The 15,130-nt window shown below is 64.2% G+C and carries 13 protein-coding genes; 5 read left to right on the top strand and 8 right to left on the bottom strand.

Translation table 11 applies throughout. The features are described 5' to 3' along the window. Positions 1 to 2: 2 nt before the first annotated feature. The 7 genes from E8E78_RS16945 to E8E78_RS16915 all read right to left on the bottom strand — a co-directional run bounded on the left by E8E78_RS16945 (position 3) and on the right by E8E78_RS16915 (position 8,715). Positions 3 to 1,412: a circularly permuted type 2 ATP-grasp protein gene (locus E8E78_RS16945; protein ID WP_016486198.1), complete on the bottom strand. Its 1,410-nt coding sequence runs from the start codon at positions 1,410 to 1,412 to the stop codon at positions 3 to 5. 435 nt (positions 1,413 to 1,847) lie between these two features. Beyond that, on the bottom strand, positions 1,848 to 2,219 hold the full coding sequence (locus E8E78_RS16940; RefSeq protein ID WP_028613671.1) for a RidA family protein: 372 nt from the start codon (positions 2,217 to 2,219) through the stop codon (positions 1,848 to 1,850). Positions 2,220 to 2,247: 28 nt separating this feature from the next. Continuing rightward, on the bottom strand, positions 2,248 to 2,943 hold the full coding sequence (locus E8E78_RS16935; RefSeq protein ID WP_280311681.1) for a DUF3726 domain-containing protein: 696 nt from the start codon (positions 2,941 to 2,943) through the stop codon (positions 2,248 to 2,250). A 2-nt stretch (positions 2,944 to 2,945) separates the two neighbouring features. Next, positions 2,946 to 4,640, bottom strand: coding sequence for a hypothetical protein (locus E8E78_RS16930; protein ID WP_059396062.1), 1,695 nt, complete (start codon positions 4,638 to 4,640; stop codon positions 2,946 to 2,948). Between the two features lie 26 nt (positions 4,641 to 4,666). Beyond that, positions 4,667 to 6,217 (bottom strand): BCCT family transporter, encoded by a 1,551-nt coding sequence (locus E8E78_RS16925; RefSeq protein WP_049277109.1) that lies wholly within the window; start codon positions 6,215 to 6,217, stop codon positions 4,667 to 4,669. A 55-nt stretch (positions 6,218 to 6,272) separates the two neighbouring features. Beyond that, the gene (locus E8E78_RS16920; protein ID WP_016500202.1) at positions 6,273 to 7,259 is read right to left on the bottom strand and encodes a dipeptidase; all 987 of its coding nucleotides are present in this window, start codon (positions 7,257 to 7,259) and stop codon (positions 6,273 to 6,275) included. 13 nt (positions 7,260 to 7,272) lie between these two features. Next, positions 7,273 to 8,715: an aldehyde dehydrogenase family protein gene (locus E8E78_RS16915; protein WP_049277107.1), complete on the bottom strand. Its 1,443-nt coding sequence runs from the start codon at positions 8,713 to 8,715 to the stop codon at positions 7,273 to 7,275. A gap of 95 nt (positions 8,716 to 8,810) precedes the next feature. Here E8E78_RS16915 and E8E78_RS16910 point away from each other — a divergent pair, with 95 nt between their 5' ends. Beyond that, positions 8,811 to 9,698 (top strand): LysR family transcriptional regulator, encoded by an 888-nt coding sequence (locus E8E78_RS16910; protein WP_049277105.1) that lies wholly within the window; start codon positions 8,811 to 8,813, stop codon positions 9,696 to 9,698. A 9-nt stretch (positions 9,699 to 9,707) separates the two neighbouring features. On the opposite strand, the gene E8E78_RS16905 is transcribed toward E8E78_RS16910, so the two are convergent. Further along, positions 9,708 to 10,622, bottom strand: coding sequence for a LysR family transcriptional regulator (locus E8E78_RS16905; RefSeq protein WP_049277118.1), 915 nt, complete (start codon positions 10,620 to 10,622; stop codon positions 9,708 to 9,710). 267 nt (positions 10,623 to 10,889) lie between these two features. Here E8E78_RS16905 and speB point away from each other — a divergent pair, with 267 nt between their 5' ends. The 4 genes from speB to E8E78_RS16885 all read left to right on the top strand — a co-directional run bounded on the left by speB (position 10,890) and on the right by E8E78_RS16885 (position 15,127). Beyond that, positions 10,890 to 11,861, top strand: coding sequence for an agmatinase (gene speB / locus E8E78_RS16900; RefSeq protein ID WP_016486208.1), 972 nt, complete (start codon positions 10,890 to 10,892; stop codon positions 11,859 to 11,861). Between the two features lie 15 nt (positions 11,862 to 11,876). Then, positions 11,877 to 13,385, top strand: a complete 1,509-nt coding sequence (locus tag E8E78_RS16895) for an aldehyde dehydrogenase family protein (RefSeq protein WP_049277102.1) — start codon at positions 11,877 to 11,879, stop codon at positions 13,383 to 13,385. A gap of 96 nt (positions 13,386 to 13,481) precedes the next feature. After that, the gene (locus E8E78_RS16890) at positions 13,482 to 13,661 is read left to right on the top strand and encodes a hypothetical protein (RefSeq protein WP_016500197.1); all 180 of its coding nucleotides are present in this window, start codon (positions 13,482 to 13,484) and stop codon (positions 13,659 to 13,661) included. After that, positions 13,658 to 15,127, top strand: coding sequence for a cytosine permease (locus E8E78_RS16885; RefSeq protein WP_049277100.1), 1,470 nt, complete (start codon positions 13,658 to 13,660; stop codon positions 15,125 to 15,127). Before E8E78_RS16890 ends, E8E78_RS16885 begins: the two co-directional genes overlap by 4 nt. Positions 15,128 to 15,130 lie beyond the last annotated feature (3 nt).

Below are 15,130 nucleotides of genomic sequence, written 5' to 3'. Positions count from 1 at the left end.
GTTCAGTCCTCTACCACCCAGGTGTCCTTAGTACCGCCGCCCTGCGACGAGTTGACCACCAGCGAGCCTTCCTGCAAGGCCACGCGGGTCAGGCCGCCAGGCACCAGGCGCGTTTCACTGCCCGATAGCACGAACGGGCGCAAGTCGATGTGGCGCGGCGCGATGCCGCTGTCGACGAAGGTGGGGCAGGTCGACAGGCACAAGGTGGGTTGCGCGATATAGGCGTGCGGGCGGGCTTTGATACGCGCCCGGAAATCCTCGATCTGGGCGCTGGTCGATGCCGGCCCCACCAACATGCCATAGCCGCCGGAGCCCTGGGTTTCCTTGACCACCAGCTCGGGCAGGTGGGCCAGGACATGGGACAGGTCTGCGGGTTTGCGGCACTGCCAGGTGGGCACGTTGTTGAGGATCGGCTCTTCGCTCAGGTAGAAACGGATCATGTCGTCCACATACGGGTAGATCGACTTGTCGTCGGCCACGCCCGTGCCGACGGCGTTGGCCAGCACCACATTGCCGGCGCGGTAAACCGAGATAAGCCCCGGTACGCCCAGCGTCGAGTCAGGGTTGAAGGACAGCGGGTCGAGGTAGTCGTCGTCCAGCCGGCGGTAGATCACGTCCACCTGCTGGGGGCCGGCCGTGGTGCGCATGTAGACATGCTCGTCACGCACGAACAGGTCTGCGCCTTCGACCAGCTCGATGCCCATTTCCCGGGCCAGGAAGGCGTGCTCGAAGTAGGCGCTGTTGAAACGGCCCGGGGTGAGCAGCACGGCAGTGGGGTTATCCAGCGGGCTGGCGCTCTTGAGCGTGTCCAGCAGCAGGTTGGGATAGTGGTCGATGGGCGCGATACGCTGGGCGGCAAACAGTTCGGGGAACAGGCGCATCATCATCTTGCGGTCTTCGAGCATGTAGCTGACGCCGCTGGGGGTACGCAGGTTGTCTTCCAGCACGAAGTAGCTGCCATCGCCGTCACGCACCAGGTCGACACCGGCGATATGGGCATACAGCCCACGGTGCAGGTCCAGGCCCTGCATGGCGATCTGGTAGCCCTCGTTGGCCAGTACCTGCTCAGGCGGGATGATGCCGGCCTTGAGGATGCGCTGGTCGTGGTAGATGTCCTGCAGGAACAGGTTAAGGGCCTGCACCCGCTGGATACAGCCACGCTCGACCGTGCGCCACTCGCTGGCGCGGATGCTGCGCGGGATGATATCGAAGGGGATCAGGCGCTCGGTGTCCTGGCTATCGCCGTACAAAGTGAAGGTGATGCCTGCACGGTGAAACAGCAGGTCGGCCTCGCGCCGGCGCTGTTCCAGCAGCTCCAGCGGGGTGTTGGCCAGCCAGCGGGCGAACTCCTGGTAATGCGGGCGGCAACTGCCGTTCGCTTCGTACATTTCATTGAAAAAAGCCCGGGACATACCCACTCCTTGCCGCCGTCGCCGGCAGCTTTATTGCGATTCATCTGCGTTTTTCAGGGTGCTGCCTTGCTCGGGTCAGGGGATGCTGTGTCTGGCGTAAGCCTCGGTTGCGATTGATTGGCTGTGCGTTGGGCACAAACAGCCTTTGCAATGAAAGTGCCGAACACGCTTGGCAGTGCCGGGAATGCGGGAAATGCGAGGGGCATGGCCGGCCGGCGCTGTCGGGCGGCTTTGGCCGATGCATCAAATAAGGGCGGTTTTAATCAGGGAGAGGGTTTTGAACCGAGATGGGGCACAGGCCGTGCCTGGCGGGGGAATCAGTGAAGTCTTCCGGGGGCATGTCTTGGGGTTGATGTGGTGCGTATATCGAGCGCCGCCCGCGCGGCGCTCGATCACACAGGCGCTGAAAACCCCCAGGCGAGCGCCTCAAGGCCCTCAAAGGCAGGCGTACACCACTAGCTCCACCAGCATTTCTTCGCGTGCCAACCCCGCCACTACGATTGCCGCGCGGTTAGGGTAGGGGGCCTGGAAGTAGTCGGCATACAGGCTGTTGACGGTGGCCAGGTATTGGCGGTCGGTCACGTAGATCAGCACCTGGGTCACGGCATCCAGCGAACTGCCGGCGGCTTCCAGGGTATGGCGCAGGTTGTCCAGTGTCTGGCGGGCCTGCGCCTCGATGCCGCCAGCAACCACCTGGCCCTGTGCGTCGATGGGGATCTGGGCGGTGTACAGCGTACCGTTGCCGACTACCGCCCATTCCAGGGGGGCCCTGGAGGCGAACAGCTCGGTCTTGATTGCATGTTTCATACGTTGGTTTCCTGAGTGATGAGCGGCTTCAGTCAGCATCGCTGCCGCCGCCTGCGCCGTGGCGGCGCGAGGCATCGGTGCTTTCGACGAGGATGTGTTCGGCCAGCTGCTTGAGCCGTTGCCAGGTGTGTTCGTTGACTGTAAAGCCCTGATGCAAGGTGCTCTGCGTGTTGGCTGGCGCCGTTGCGGTCTGGCCAGGCCGGCTGAACAGCACCGTGACGCTTTGCTCGGCCGCGTCAATGGTGCCGGGCCGGGCTTCACTGCGCAGTGCCGGGCGCTGAATGCCGGCAGTAAAGTCGGCCAGGTGGCACTGACGGGCGTCCTCCCAGCGAGCTTGCACGTGCAGCCCCTGCACAGCCGCCCGGCTCAGGTAACCCAGCAGCAGCAAGCGGTTGTGGCAGTGGTGGATGCGCAGCTCGGCCTGACCACTGCGCATGGCTTTGGCTACCGCCAGTTCCACTACTGTGGCGGCGCAGCGCAACACGCTCTGGCCCTTGACGTCGATCACCAGCAGGGCGTTATCCTCGTGGCTCAGGGTGTACGGCCTGGCAGCTTCGGCTTGCAGGTAGAGCAGGGCCTTTTCCAGCGCACCCACGCCATCCAGCCCTTGCAATTGCAGCCAGCCCACCAGCTCGGCGGCATCCTCGCAGTCGCCGGGGGCGAAGCCCATGCCTTCGAAGGCCTTGCGGCACATCACCTGTATTTCGTTAAGCGACACACGCATGGTCAACGCTCCCCTTGCGGCATGACCGCGAAATTCCAGTCGTCTGCGAACGGTTGGCCGATGTCGCTGACCAGTGGTGCGCCCTGGAACAGCGTGATACGCACCCAGCGGCTGGACTTGGGGTCGAACTTGCCCGCGCCGAAAAACGCCAGTTTGCAGCGCAGCAGGTGAATCGGCAGCATGTCCCGGGCCAGCAGGTTGGCGCGGATTTCACCGTAGGTTGTCTGTGCCATGCCTTGCAGGCGGCGCACCGTGCCTTTGAACGCCGGTTGGGCGATCAGGAAGTGCGCGGTCAACGCCTGGGGCTGTAGCTGCAGGTGTTGCAGCAGTGCGGCGTGGCACTGCTGGATATTGCGGGCAATGCCCAGCTGCATTTCTTTTTCGGCCCCCGGTTCCTCGGCGCGCATGCCCAGGCGCGGCTCCTCTTTTTCGGCCGAGCGGTACCAGAAGAAGTGCTCGGCATCCACGGCACTGAAGTCGTAGCCCAGCGCCCATCCGTACTGCTGCTCGATGAGCTGGCGCAGTTGCCCAAGTGGCATCTGCGCGTCCAGCTGCCAGCTTTCGTTGACACCCATGTGCTCGGCCAGTGGCGTGACCTGCTCGGGGTACAGCTCCAGCAGCAGGCTTGCCAGCAGTTCCTGGCAGCCCACCCCCGCCTGTGCCTCAGCCCAGGCCAGCAGGCGCGACCAAAGGCCCGCGCCGGTGGCTTGTGCGCCAAGCCAGGTGGTCAGTAAAGCAAGCTCGGCCAAGGTTTGCAGGTTCTGCTCGTGCTGGCGCTGGTCTTCGGTCCGGGACTGTTCCAAATGCAGGCGGGCGCGTGCCAGCAGTGCCTGCAGGCGCACCAACCGGTCAGCGTCGGCCGGCTGCGCCAACACCAGGGCCAAGGCGGTTTCCCGGGTGCTGATCCAGCGTTCCACCAGTTGCGGGTGGTTGATCAGGAACGGGGCCATGCCCAACCCGGTCGCGTTGCCGACCCCCAGGTAGCGCTGCAGGGCCGGCGCCAGTTGCACTGCCCGCTGCGGGTCGAGCGCCTGGGCCATGTGGTTGATCTGCTCGATGCTGAAGTGGCGCAGCAAGTAGACCGTGAACATCTGCGCGCTGAACGGCTGGTTGAAGTCCGGGTTGTCCTGCAGGCAGCCAAAGTCGGCGATGCCGAACTTGCCATTGCCGTACACTGCCGTGGTGCGATACAGGTAGCCGACCTCGGCCAACTGGCTTGGGTCGGGCTGTTGCCCCTCCGCCAGCGCCGCCAGGAACCGGTCGAAATTGCGCAAGCTACGGTTGGCCCGTGATAGGACCAGCACGCGGGCATCGAAGCGGCCAGCCTCCTGCAGCGGCACGTTACGCTGCAGGTCGGCCAGTTGCTCGGCATCGACATCACCCTTCACCAGCACGAAGGTGACGTCCCACTGGTCGGCGATGACCCGGTCGCTGCGCTTTTCCGGCGGCAGGTAGGCCGAGAAGATCACGCAGTGGTAATGGCCATTCGGCGTGTCGATGCGGTAGATCGCGGTGCCGAAGCCTTGGCCGTCCAGGTCGAAGCAGCTGCGCTGGATGTGCCAGTGCTGCTGCATCATCCGCCGCATGCTGCTGCGCACGAAGCTCAGCGGGCTCTGGAAGTGGCTGCCCAGCCGGGCCAGGTCCATGACCTGGCTGGCAGGGCGCATCGCGGGTATTGCAGGCACGGTGTTGGGCATTGTTGTTGTACCTGGATGGATCATGTTCAGACGCCTTGTTCGCGGGCCATGTGCCGGGCGATGCGCACTGCATCCCACAAGGCTGGCAGGATCACCAGCGACACCGGCACCGCGGTAATGACAATAAAGGACTGCAGGGCCGTCACGCCGCCAGCGCCGATGGTGATCAGTACCACCGCTGCCAGGCCCATGCCGATGGCCCAGAAACCGCACAGCCATTTTTTCGGTTTATCGTTGCTGGACATCGCCAGCGCCACGGTGAAGGCCATGGCATCGCCATTGGTGGCCACCGAGATAAAGCTCAGGAACAGGAACAGCGCGCTGATCAGGCCACCCAGTGGCAGGTTCTGCGTCACCCCCAGCAGCAGGTCCTCGGGCTGGGTGCCGTGGGCGGTGACGATGCCAGGCGTTTGCAGCTCCAGGCCGATACCGGTGCCGCCTACCACGGTGAACCAGAACATGGTTACCAGCGGCGCGATGATCGACAGTGTCATGATGATCTCGCGAATGGTTCGGCCCCGCGAGATCCGCGCGACGTACAGTGCCACCATCGGCGCGTAGCCAATAAACCAGCCCCAGTAGAACACCGTCCACCAGTCCAGCCACTTGGGGTCGGCGCGGAATATCGCCATCGGGATGAAGTGCTCCACATGCAGGGCAAAAGCCGCCGGGAAGCCGCCGAGGATGAACAGCGTCGGCCCGAACACCACCATGAACAGCGCCAGGCCGATCATCAGCCAGACGTTGATCTCGCTGACAAAACGGATGCCTTTGAGTCCCACCAGGCACGAGACGGTGTACATGGCCGTGACCAGGACGATGGTCAGCGACTGGGTGACGATATCGTTGGGCAAGCCCCACACCGCATGCATGGCGCTGCTGATCTGCAGGCCGAGGAAGCCGATCGGGCCGATGGTGCCGGCGACCACGGCGATGATCGAGGTGGCGTCGGCCAGGGTGCCGATCGGGCCTTTGAGCGCCCGCTCGCCGAACAGCGGGTAAAGCAGGGTGCGCGGCGCCAGTGGCAGGCCTTTGTCGTAGTGCAGGTGCATCAGCACGATTGCCAGCAGGCTGCCCAGCACGGCCCAGGCCAGAAAGCCCCAGTGCACGAACGATTGCGCCAGTGCCGCGGTGGCCGCCGCTTCGCTGTGCGGCTGCAGGCCGGCGAATAGGGGGGGCGGGCTGGCAAAGTGCATCATGGGTTCGGCAGCGGCCCAGAAGGCGCCGCCACCTGCCAGCAGGGCGCACATGATCACCGCGATCCAGTTGAAGGTGCTGATGTCCGGGCGCTGGGTGACGCCGCCCAGGCGTACGCGCCCGCATCTGGAAAAACCGATGAACAGGCTGACGGCGAAGGTTGCCAGCATCAGCACTTGCCAGTAGAGGCCAAAGAACCTGGTCGACCAGGCGAACAGGGTGTTGACCAGCGCCGACACGCTGTCGATGTCGATCAGTGCCGCCAGGAGGAAGGCGCCGAGGAACCCGCCGCTGATCACGAACAGCGGCCAGTCGATGTCGCGTGCCATTGGCAGGCCCATGGCCTGGCCTTCAGCCTGCAGGGTGGTTGGGTTTTTCATGAAGCCTCCGGAACCTGCGATTGTTGTTATTGTGGATGCTGTCCGTGCAAGGGGCTCAGGCCTGCGCCGTGGTGGCAGTCTCCAGCAGGCGCAACCAGTTCAGGCCCATGATGTTGGCCACATCCTGTTCGGCAAAGCCTCGGGCGCGCAGGCCCTGGGCGATGTTGCCGAAGTCACGGCTGTCGCGGAACCACTGCAAGGGCGCTGGCCAGTTGGCGTTATCCTTGGAGCCTTCGCCGTAGTCCTTGTCCTTGCTCCAGCGGCCATTGCGCATCCATTCCAGCACGGCCAGCGGTTGCGCCTGGCACAGGTCGGTGCCGATGCCGATATGCTCCACGCCCATCAGGTCGGCGGTGCGCGCGACCATGTCGCAGAAGCTTTCCAGGCTGCAGCCCGAGGCACCCTTGAGGTGAAACGGGTAGGTGCTGAAGCCCAGCAGCCCGCCTGATGCTGCGATCCCGCGCAGTACCGCATCGGACTTGTTGCGTTTGGCGGCGTGGAAGCTGGCCGGGTTGGCGTGGGAGATGATCACCGGTCGGCTCGACAGCTCGATGGCCTCCAGGGTGCTGCGTTCAGCGCTGTGGGACATGTCGATGAGCATGCCGACGCGGTTCATTTCGGCGATCACCTGGCGGCCAAAGCGGCTGATGCCGTTGTCTTCGCGCTCATAGCAGCCGCTGGCCAGCAGGCTTTGGTTGTTGTAGGTCAGCTGCATGACGAACACCCCGAGCTGGCGGAAGACTTCCACCAGGGCGATGTCGTCCTCGATCGGCGAGCAGTTCTGGAAGCCGAAGAAAATCCCCACCCGGCCTTCCTCGTGCGCCAGACGGATGTCGCTGGCCGTGCGCACCGGGCGGATCAGCTCAGGCCAGGTCTCGAAGCGGCGGTTCCATTCGCCCAGGCGCGACAGGGTTTCGCGGGCGTTCTCGTGGTAGGCGATGGTGGCGTGCACCGCGCTCAGGCCACCGGCCTGCATCTGCTGGAATATTTCCGGGCTCCAGTTGGAGTACTGCAGGCCGTCGATCATCAAGAGGTCGTGCATGGCGTGTACTCCTTCAGGGCCGCAGGTAGGTGGTCTTGACCACGGTGTAGAAGTCACGGGCGTACTGGCCCTGTTCCCGTGGGCCGAAACTTGAGGCTTTGCGGCCACCGAACGGCACGTGGTAGTCGGTGCCGGCGGTGGGCAGGTTGACCATTACGCAGCCGGTCTGGGCGCGGCGCTTGAAGTGGCTGGCGTGGCGCAGCGACTGGGTGATGATGCCGGCAGTGAGGCCGTATTCGGTGTCGTTGAGCGTGGCCAGTGCCTCTTCGAAGTCGCGTACGCGGATCACGCAGGCGATGGGGCCGAACACTTCCTCCCGGTTGATGCGCATGTCGTTGCGGCTGTTGATGAACAGCGCCGGGCGCATGTAGTAGCCGTCGCTCTCCAGTTGCAGGCGTTCGCCACCTTCGATAAGGGTGGCGCCTTCGGCCTGGGCCAACTGCAGGTAGGCCAGGTTCTGCTCCAGCTGGCGCGCGTCGGCCACCGGGCCGATCTGCACGCCGGCCTCCAGGGCATGGCCGACCTTGAGCTGGCGCATGCGCAGGCGCAGGGCTTCGACGAAGCGGTCGTGGATGGCGTCGCAGACAATCAGCCGTGACGAGGCCGTGCACTTCTGCCCGGTGCCGAAGAAGGCACCGTTGAGCGCGCATTCCACGGCCAGTTCAAGGTCGGCGTCATCCATGACCACCAAGGCATTCTTGCTGCCCATTTCCAGCTGGCAGCGCACCAGGTTACCTGCGGTGGCGACCGCCACGCGCCGGCCAGTCTGCAGCGAACCGGTGAACGTCAGGGCATCGATGTCGGCGGACTGCACCAGGGCTTCGCCGACGTCGGCGCCGCTGCCCATCACCAGGTTGAAGGTGCCGTTGGGCAAGCCCTGGCGGCTGATGATCTCGGTGAGTGCCCAGGCACTGGCCGGCACCAGGTTGGCCGGCTTGAACACCACGGCGTTGCCGAAGGCCAGGGCCGGGGCGATTTTCCAGGCGGCGGTGGCCATGGGGAAGTTCCATGGGGTGATGATGCCCACCACTCCCACCGGTTCGCGATGCACTTCGATGTCGACCCCGGCGCGCACCGAGGCGGCGGTCTCGCCCATCTGGCGCAGTACTTCGGCGGCGTAGTAGTGGAAGAACTGGCCGCTGCGGTTGACCTCGCCGATACCTTCGGCCAGGGGCTTGCCTTCTTCTCGCGAGAGCAGTTCGCCGAGCTCTTCCTTGCGGGCAATCAGTTCGTCGCCAATGGCCATCAGGATTTGCTGACGGGCTTCCAGGCCGCTGGCGGCCCACTGCGGTTGTGCGGCGCGGGCGGCCTGGATGGCCTGGCGGGCCTGTTCGGCGCTGGCCTGATGGTACTGGCCGATCATGTCGCCGGTGTCCGAGGGGCTGTAGTTGCCCAGGGTGGTGTGGCCTTCGCACCACTGGCCATCAATGTAGTTGTTGTAGGTCTTGTGTGACATGGATGAACGCCTCTGTTTGCATGGCATTCATCATGCGAGCAATATGCAGCAAATAAAAATTAATAAAAAAAATGCTTTGATAAGGAATGCTAACCATGTTGCCCGAGCTGAAGATCGCCCAATTGCGCTACTTCGTACTGGTCGCCGAACTCAAGAGCTTCCATGCCGCCGCTCGTCAGGCCTTTCGCACCCAGCCGGCGATATCCCTGGCCGTGCGTGAACTGGAGCAGAAGCTGGGCCAGGCATTGGTCGAGAAGGGCGGGGGACGGGTAGAGCTGACGCCCTTCGGCGAGCATTGCCTGCCGTTGTTTCGCGGCTTGATCGAGCACCATGACCGTATCGCCCGTGAAGCCACGCTGCTTGCCCGGCATGAAATCGGCCAGGTCAGCATCGCCACGGTACCTTCGGTGGCCAGCCGCATGCTGCCAGGGCCGCTGGCCCGGTTCGTGGCCGCACACCCGAACGTGCAGGTCAGCATCCAGGATGGCACCGCCGAACGTGTGCAGCAGTTGCTGGCCCAAGGGCAGGTGGATTTCGGTATCAGCAGCCTGTGGATGGATGATGAGCAGGTTGAATTCGCCCCGATCGTGAACGATCAGGTGGGCGTGGTTTGCCGTAGCGACCACCCGTTGGCGCAGGCGGGTGATCCGCTGCACTGGGCGCAGTTGCAGGGCGTGCCGATGATCCGCAATGGTACCTCGCAACTGCTGGCAGGCACCGAGGCCGAGGGTTTGCTGTCGCACAGCCGGCTCTTCATCTCCAACATGATTTCGTTGATCGCCATGCTGGAGGAGGGGGTGGGGATCAGCACCCTGCCGTACCTCGCCTTTCCGCACGAGAACGACAAGCTGGCGTTCGTACCGCTTGTGGAGCCCAAGGTCGAGCGGCATATCGGCATGCTCACCCGCAAGGGGCGCAGCTTGTCACCTGCGGCGGGGGCATTGATGGCGTTTTTGCAGGTGCAGCTGGCCCAGGCCGGCTGAGCCTGCGGCTCATGGCACCCCTGGCTGGCTGGTGCAGGCCGCCAGGTCCTCAAGAAAGGCCTGCAGGATGGGCGGGCGCGACACTCCGCGCCGGGTAACCACTTCGAAGGGTGAGCTGAGGTCCAGGGTGCTGGCCCCCAGGCGGCGCATTTCGCCCGTCTTGACCCACTGCTCGGCAAAGTGCACGGGCAAAAAACCGATGTAGGCGCCGGAAATGATCAGGATCGCCGCTGCCTCGATGTTCTCCACCGTTGCGTCGGCCTTGGTGATGCCCAGTTGCTCCAGGTCGTACTGCTGCATGTAGCCACGCACCACGATACGGCTCTGGCGCACGTCTTCCATCAGCCGGCCGTTGGCTGCATTGCTGGCGAACAACGGGTGGCGCCGTCCACAGTAAAGCCCCAGGGCCTCGTCATACAGCGGCAGGTAGGACAAGCCAGCCACCCGTAACGGGAAATGGCCGATGGCCAGGTGCAGCCTGCCATCCAGCACGCGCTCTTCGAGTTCCGCCGGGGCACCGATGTAGATGTGCAGGTGGGCATCGTGCCCGCGTGAAACAAAGCGCTGGGTGGTGCGCGGTAGCGGCGAGACGGGGTCGGTCAGGGTGGAGTCGATGATGCCCAGGTTGAGCTTGCCGCTGATGTGCTGCTTGAGCACGTCGGCGTCCAGGCAAAAGCTCTCCACGGCACTGAGCAGGCGCAAGGTTGCCTCATGGATCGCCACCCCTTGCTCGGTCAGGCGAAAGCCGCTGCGCCCGCGTTGGCACAGCTTGACCCCCAGACGGGTTTCCAGGTGCGTCATCTGTTCGCTGATGGTCGACTGGCCGGCATTGAGTGCCGCCTGCGCCGCAGAAAAGCCGCCGCACCGGACGATAGTGGTGAATACCCTGAGCAGCTTCAGGTCGACATCGTGGAGCTGGATCACCATAGCCTCCCGGCCGGGCCTCACATCGCCCGTGCTGATATGAGCGCCCGTGCATTGTTCTTGTTGCGCAAGCTAACCATGAGTGCCAGGCCGCTGCAATGCCTGGCGTTGTCCGCCCGCATCGCCTTCGAATACATCGGAAGGGGCGATGTATGTATCTGCACTTGCGCATTTTTCCCTGCCCCGGTGGTTGCCATAGTGGCTGCAACGGTGGTCGAGCAGTCGCCCCGTCTCCTGACATACAACAAGAAGTGGAGAGACCAGAACATGGCAAAACACGGTTATGAGTCCGGCCGCCTGAACCTGCCTTTCGTGGGCCATTGCACGTTCGCCAAGGCGCCGGTGTGCACCGACTGGGAGGCTATCGACGCCGACGTGGCGATTTTGGGCGCGCCCAACGACATGGGCACCCAGTGGCGTTCAGGGGCGCGTTTCGGGCCGCGTGGCATTCGCGAGGCATCCACCCTGTTTTCCTTCGGCCATGCCGGTGCCTACGACTTCGAGGATGACGCCACCTACCTGACTGAAGACCAGGTGCGCATGGTCGATGTGGGCGATGCCGACATCGTGCACACCGACATGGTCAGCAGCAACGCCAACATCGAGGCGGCCGTCCGGCAGATCCTCGCAGCCGGCGCCATGCCGGTGGTACTGGGCGGTGACCATTCGGTGCATGCCCCGGTCATCAAGGCGTTCGAAGGCCATGGGCCGATCCACATCGTGCATTTCGATGCCCACCTGGACTTCGTCGACGAGCGCCATGGCGTGCGCTATGGCCACGGCAGCCCACTGCGCCGCGCCTCGGAGCTGGATCACATCGTCGGCATGACCCAGATGGGTATCCGCAACGTGTCGTCATCCAACCGCGACGACTACGACGCCGCTCGCGAGGCCGGCTCGCAGATTCTTTCGGTACGTGACGTTCGCCGCCTGGGCTGCGAAGGCGTGCTGGCGAAAATCCCGGAAGGGCGCAACTACTACATCACCATCGACATCGACGGCTTCGACCCCTCCATCGCCCCAGGCACCGGCACGCCGAGCCATGGCGGGTTCCTTTACTACGAAGTGCTGGAAATCATCCAGGCGCTGGCCAAGCGCAGCCACGGTCGCATTGTCGGCATGGACCTGGTCGAAGTGGCCCCGGCCTACGACCCCACCGGCATGACCTCGATCCTTGCCGCCCAACTGCTGATGAACAGCATCGGCTTCATTTTCCACGCGCGCGCCAAAGCTCGCTGACCCGGAGACTGTACTGTGGACAACAAGGTAAAAGCCTATTTGCAGGCCTTTGGTGTTAGCGAGGCGACCCAACGCTTTCTCAGCAAGCCGCAGCGCATGTTCATCGGGGGGGCCTGGCTGGAGGCCAGCGACGGTGGCAGCGCCGAGGTGGTCGAGCCCTCTACCGAAGGGGTACTGACGCGCATCCCCATGGGTACCGCAGATGACCTTGACCGTGCCGTGCGCGCCGCGCGTGCGCAGTTCGATGGTGGCGCCTGGAGCCAGCTGAAACCGCTGGAGCGCGAACGCCTGATCCATCGCCTGGCCGACCTGATCGAAACCCACGGCGACGAACTGGCGCAGATCGAAGCCATCGACATGGGCAAGTCGGTGGTGCAGGCGCGTGCTGTCGACATTCAGGGCACGGTCGACACCCTGCGCTATTTCGCTGGTTGGGCCAGCAAGATTCATGGCCGCACCGTCGAGCCTTCGCTACCCGGCAATTACCTGGCATACACCCGCAAGGAAGCGGTAGGGGTGGTCGGCGCCATCGTGCCGTGGAACTTCCCGCTGCAAACCATGGCCTGGAAACTGGGCGCAGCGCTGGCCACCGGCTGCACCGTGGTGGTCAAACCGGCGGAGCTGACCTCGCTGTCGGCACTGCGCTTTGCCGAACTGGTACAGGCGGCAGGCATCCCCGACGGGGTGGTGAACATCGTGACCGGACGCGGCAGCGTGGTCGGCCAGGCGATGACCTGCCACCCGGGCATCGACAAGCTGAGCTTTACCGGCTCTACCCCGGTGGGTTGTACGGTGGGCAAGACGGCGATGGACCAGATGAAGCGCCTCACCCTCGAACTGGGCGGCAAGTCGCCGGTGATCGTGTTTGCCGACGCGGACATCGAGGCGGCGGCGCAAGCCGTGGCCAACGGCGTATTCTTCAATTCCGGGCAAGTGTGCGACGCCGGTACCCGTGCTTACATCGAGCGCAGTGTCTACCCGGCATTTCTCGAAGCGCTGGCGCGCTACACCGCGACGTTGAAGATCGCCCCGGGGCTCGACCCTGAGTGTTTCATCAGCCCCATGGTGTCGCAGCAACAGCAGCAGCGGGTGCTGGACTACATCGCTTTGGGCAAGGCCGAAGGCGCGCAGGTGCACTATGGCGGCGAGCCGCTGGACGGCCCGGGCTTTTACGTGCAGCCGACGATCTTCTCCCACTGCCGCAACGACATGCGCATTGTCAGCGAGGAAATCTTTGGCCCGGTGCTGGTCACCCAGCCGTTCGATACCCAGGAGCAGGCCCTGGCCTTGGCCAACGACTCGCTGTTCGGCCTGGCCGCGGCGATCTACTCCAACGACCTGGGCAGGGTGCACGGGCTGATCCCGCAGTTGCGGGCCGGTACCGTGTACGTCAATGCCCACAGCACCCTCGACCCGGCCATGCCGTTCGGTGGCTACAAGCAGTCGGGCTATGGCAAGGACCTGGGCGCGGAACAACTGGAGTTTCTGCTGGAGACCAAGGCGGTCTGGATCACCTTGCCCTGAGGTTCAGGGCCTGTCTGCGTCGCTGAGGTTTGGCGAGCGACGCAGGTTCAATCAAGCATCGAATTTCAAGAACAAGAACCTGTCGAGGTGATGCCGATGAACAGCCAAGTGGATGTGGAGCGTGCGCAGGACCTGGAAAGGCGCCTGTGCGCCTACGAGGAGTTGGAAAAGCGTGTGCAGTGGCCGGGCGCCTTGACGGCGGCTGACGTGGTTGCACTTACCCTGCTGGTGCTGGTGATGATTGCTGGCGCGTACTACCTGGGAGGCCAGCCATGAGCGCCTCCCGCGAGCAGGAGTTTCGCCTGGGTGCGGAACGTGGCGACACCCCCTTGCTACCCGGTGAGCGGGTCTGGGGCTTCTGGGGCTTTGCCTACGCCAACTCGGCGCTGGCGGTGGCCACCTGGGTGTTCCTGATCGGCGGCGCCACCGCGCTGTTCGTCGGGCCCTTGCAAGGGATTGCGGCGATCATCATCGGCAATATCATCGGCGTGGTGCTTGCTGCCTCGTCCACCTGCCTGCCCTGTGGCAAGTACGGCGTCGAGCAGTTTACCTTCCTGCGCAGCATGTTCGGCCTCAATGGCAGCCGCCTGGTCTACTTCCTCTCGGTGGTGGTGCTGACCATGGGGTGGCTGGCGGTGCTGGGGCTGATGTGCGGGCGGGCGCTGGACAACCTCCAGACCCTGGTGCAACAGCGCCAGCCCGGCGCAGACGGTTGGCTGGTAACCGCCGGGGCCTTGCTGGCCATTGTGCTGGCGGCGCTGGTTGCCATGCGCGGGCCGGAGATGATCCGCCGCCTGAGCGCGGTGATCGCACCCAGCCTGATCCTGATCATGCTGGCACTGATGTACTTCATTTCCCGGCGCTACAGCCTCGACGAACTGCTGGCCATGCCGCCCTTGCAGCCACCATTCGAGAACCCGCACGTCAACTTCATGGTCGCAGTGGAAATCAACATTGCTGCGGGCTTTTCGTGGTGGCCCTACATCGGCAACCTGTCGCGCCTGTGCAGCAACCAGCGTACAGCCTTCTGGCCCAACCTGGTGGGCATCTTCGGCGCCGCTTCGCTGGGTGAGTCGGTCAGCCTGTTCGCGGCCACCACCCTGGGCAGCAGCGACCCCACTGCGTGGATGCGCCTGGCCGGTGGCATGGGCTTCGGTATCATCGCCTTGAGTTTCCTGGCGCTGGCCAACCTGACCGGCATGGTCAACATCCTCTACACCGCAGTGATCGGCTTGCGCCAGCTGGCAGGCGAACGCCTGCGCAGTGTGGGGTGGGGGGTGCTGATCGCGCTATTCTGCATCATCCCGGTGGTTATCGTGGTGTTGCTGCCGGGGATCTACGATGGGTTCTTCATATTCCTGGTGTGGACCTCCGCCCTCAACAGCGCCCTGGCCGGTATCGGCATCGCCGATTACTTCTTCCTGCGCAAGCAGCGCCTGAACCTGCGGCATATCTACGCCGAACAGAGCGTGTCGCCCTTGCGCTACTGCAAAGGCTTCAACCCCATCGCACTGGTGGCGCTGGTGGCGGGCTTTGCGGTCTACGTGGTGGTGTTCAACCCGCAAACCCTGGCCCATACCGACTTCTTCACCTTCGCCACGGCCTCGCTACCGTCCTGCCTGCTGGCCGGGCTGGTGCACTACGGCCTGACCCGACTGCTGGCAGCGCGCCTGGGTTGGGGCGGCTACCCAAAGCGTAATGCACGCAATATCGAGGCCGTAGGCCTTCGCGCACAGGACTAGAAC

The sequence above is a fragment of the Pseudomonas sp. BN505 genome (genome assembly GCF_029873175.1).
Classification (GTDB): domain Bacteria; phylum Pseudomonadota; class Gammaproteobacteria; order Pseudomonadales; family Pseudomonadaceae; genus Aquipseudomonas; species Aquipseudomonas putida.
Note: the sequence above shows the minus strand (reverse complement) of the source record. Positions and strands in the feature narration are given on the sequence as shown.

Coding starts and splice junctions, on each gene's coding strand:
- E8E78_RS16940 (WP_028613671.1), bottom strand. CDS start 2,219: ATGAAACATGCAATCAAGACCGAGCTGTTCGCCTCCAGGGCCCCCCTG.
- speB (WP_016486208.1), top strand. CDS start 10,890: ATGGCAAAACACGGTTATGAGTCCGGCCGCCTGAACCTGCCTTTCGTG.
- E8E78_RS16890 (WP_016500197.1), top strand. CDS start 13,482: ATGAACAGCCAAGTGGATGTGGAGCGTGCGCAGGACCTGGAAAGGCGC.
- E8E78_RS16925 (WP_049277109.1), bottom strand. CDS start 6,217: ATGAAAAACCCAACCACCCTGCAGGCTGAAGGCCAGGCCATGGGCCTG.
- E8E78_RS16920 (WP_016500202.1), bottom strand. CDS start 7,259: ATGCACGACCTCTTGATGATCGACGGCCTGCAGTACTCCAACTGGAGC.
- E8E78_RS16885 (WP_049277100.1), top strand. CDS start 13,658: ATGAGCGCCTCCCGCGAGCAGGAGTTTCGCCTGGGTGCGGAACGTGGC.
- E8E78_RS16945 (WP_016486198.1), bottom strand. CDS start 1,412: ATGTCCCGGGCTTTTTTCAATGAAATGTACGAAGCGAACGGCAGTTGC.
- E8E78_RS16930 (WP_059396062.1), bottom strand. CDS start 4,640: ATGCCCAACACCGTGCCTGCAATACCCGCGATGCGCCCTGCCAGCCAG.
- E8E78_RS16935 (WP_280311681.1), bottom strand. CDS start 2,943: ATGCGTGTGTCGCTTAACGAAATACAGGTGATGTGCCGCAAGGCCTTC.
- E8E78_RS16915 (WP_049277107.1), bottom strand. CDS start 8,715: ATGTCACACAAGACCTACAACAACTACATTGATGGCCAGTGGTGCGAA.
- E8E78_RS16910 (WP_049277105.1), top strand. CDS start 8,811: ATGTTGCCCGAGCTGAAGATCGCCCAATTGCGCTACTTCGTACTGGTC.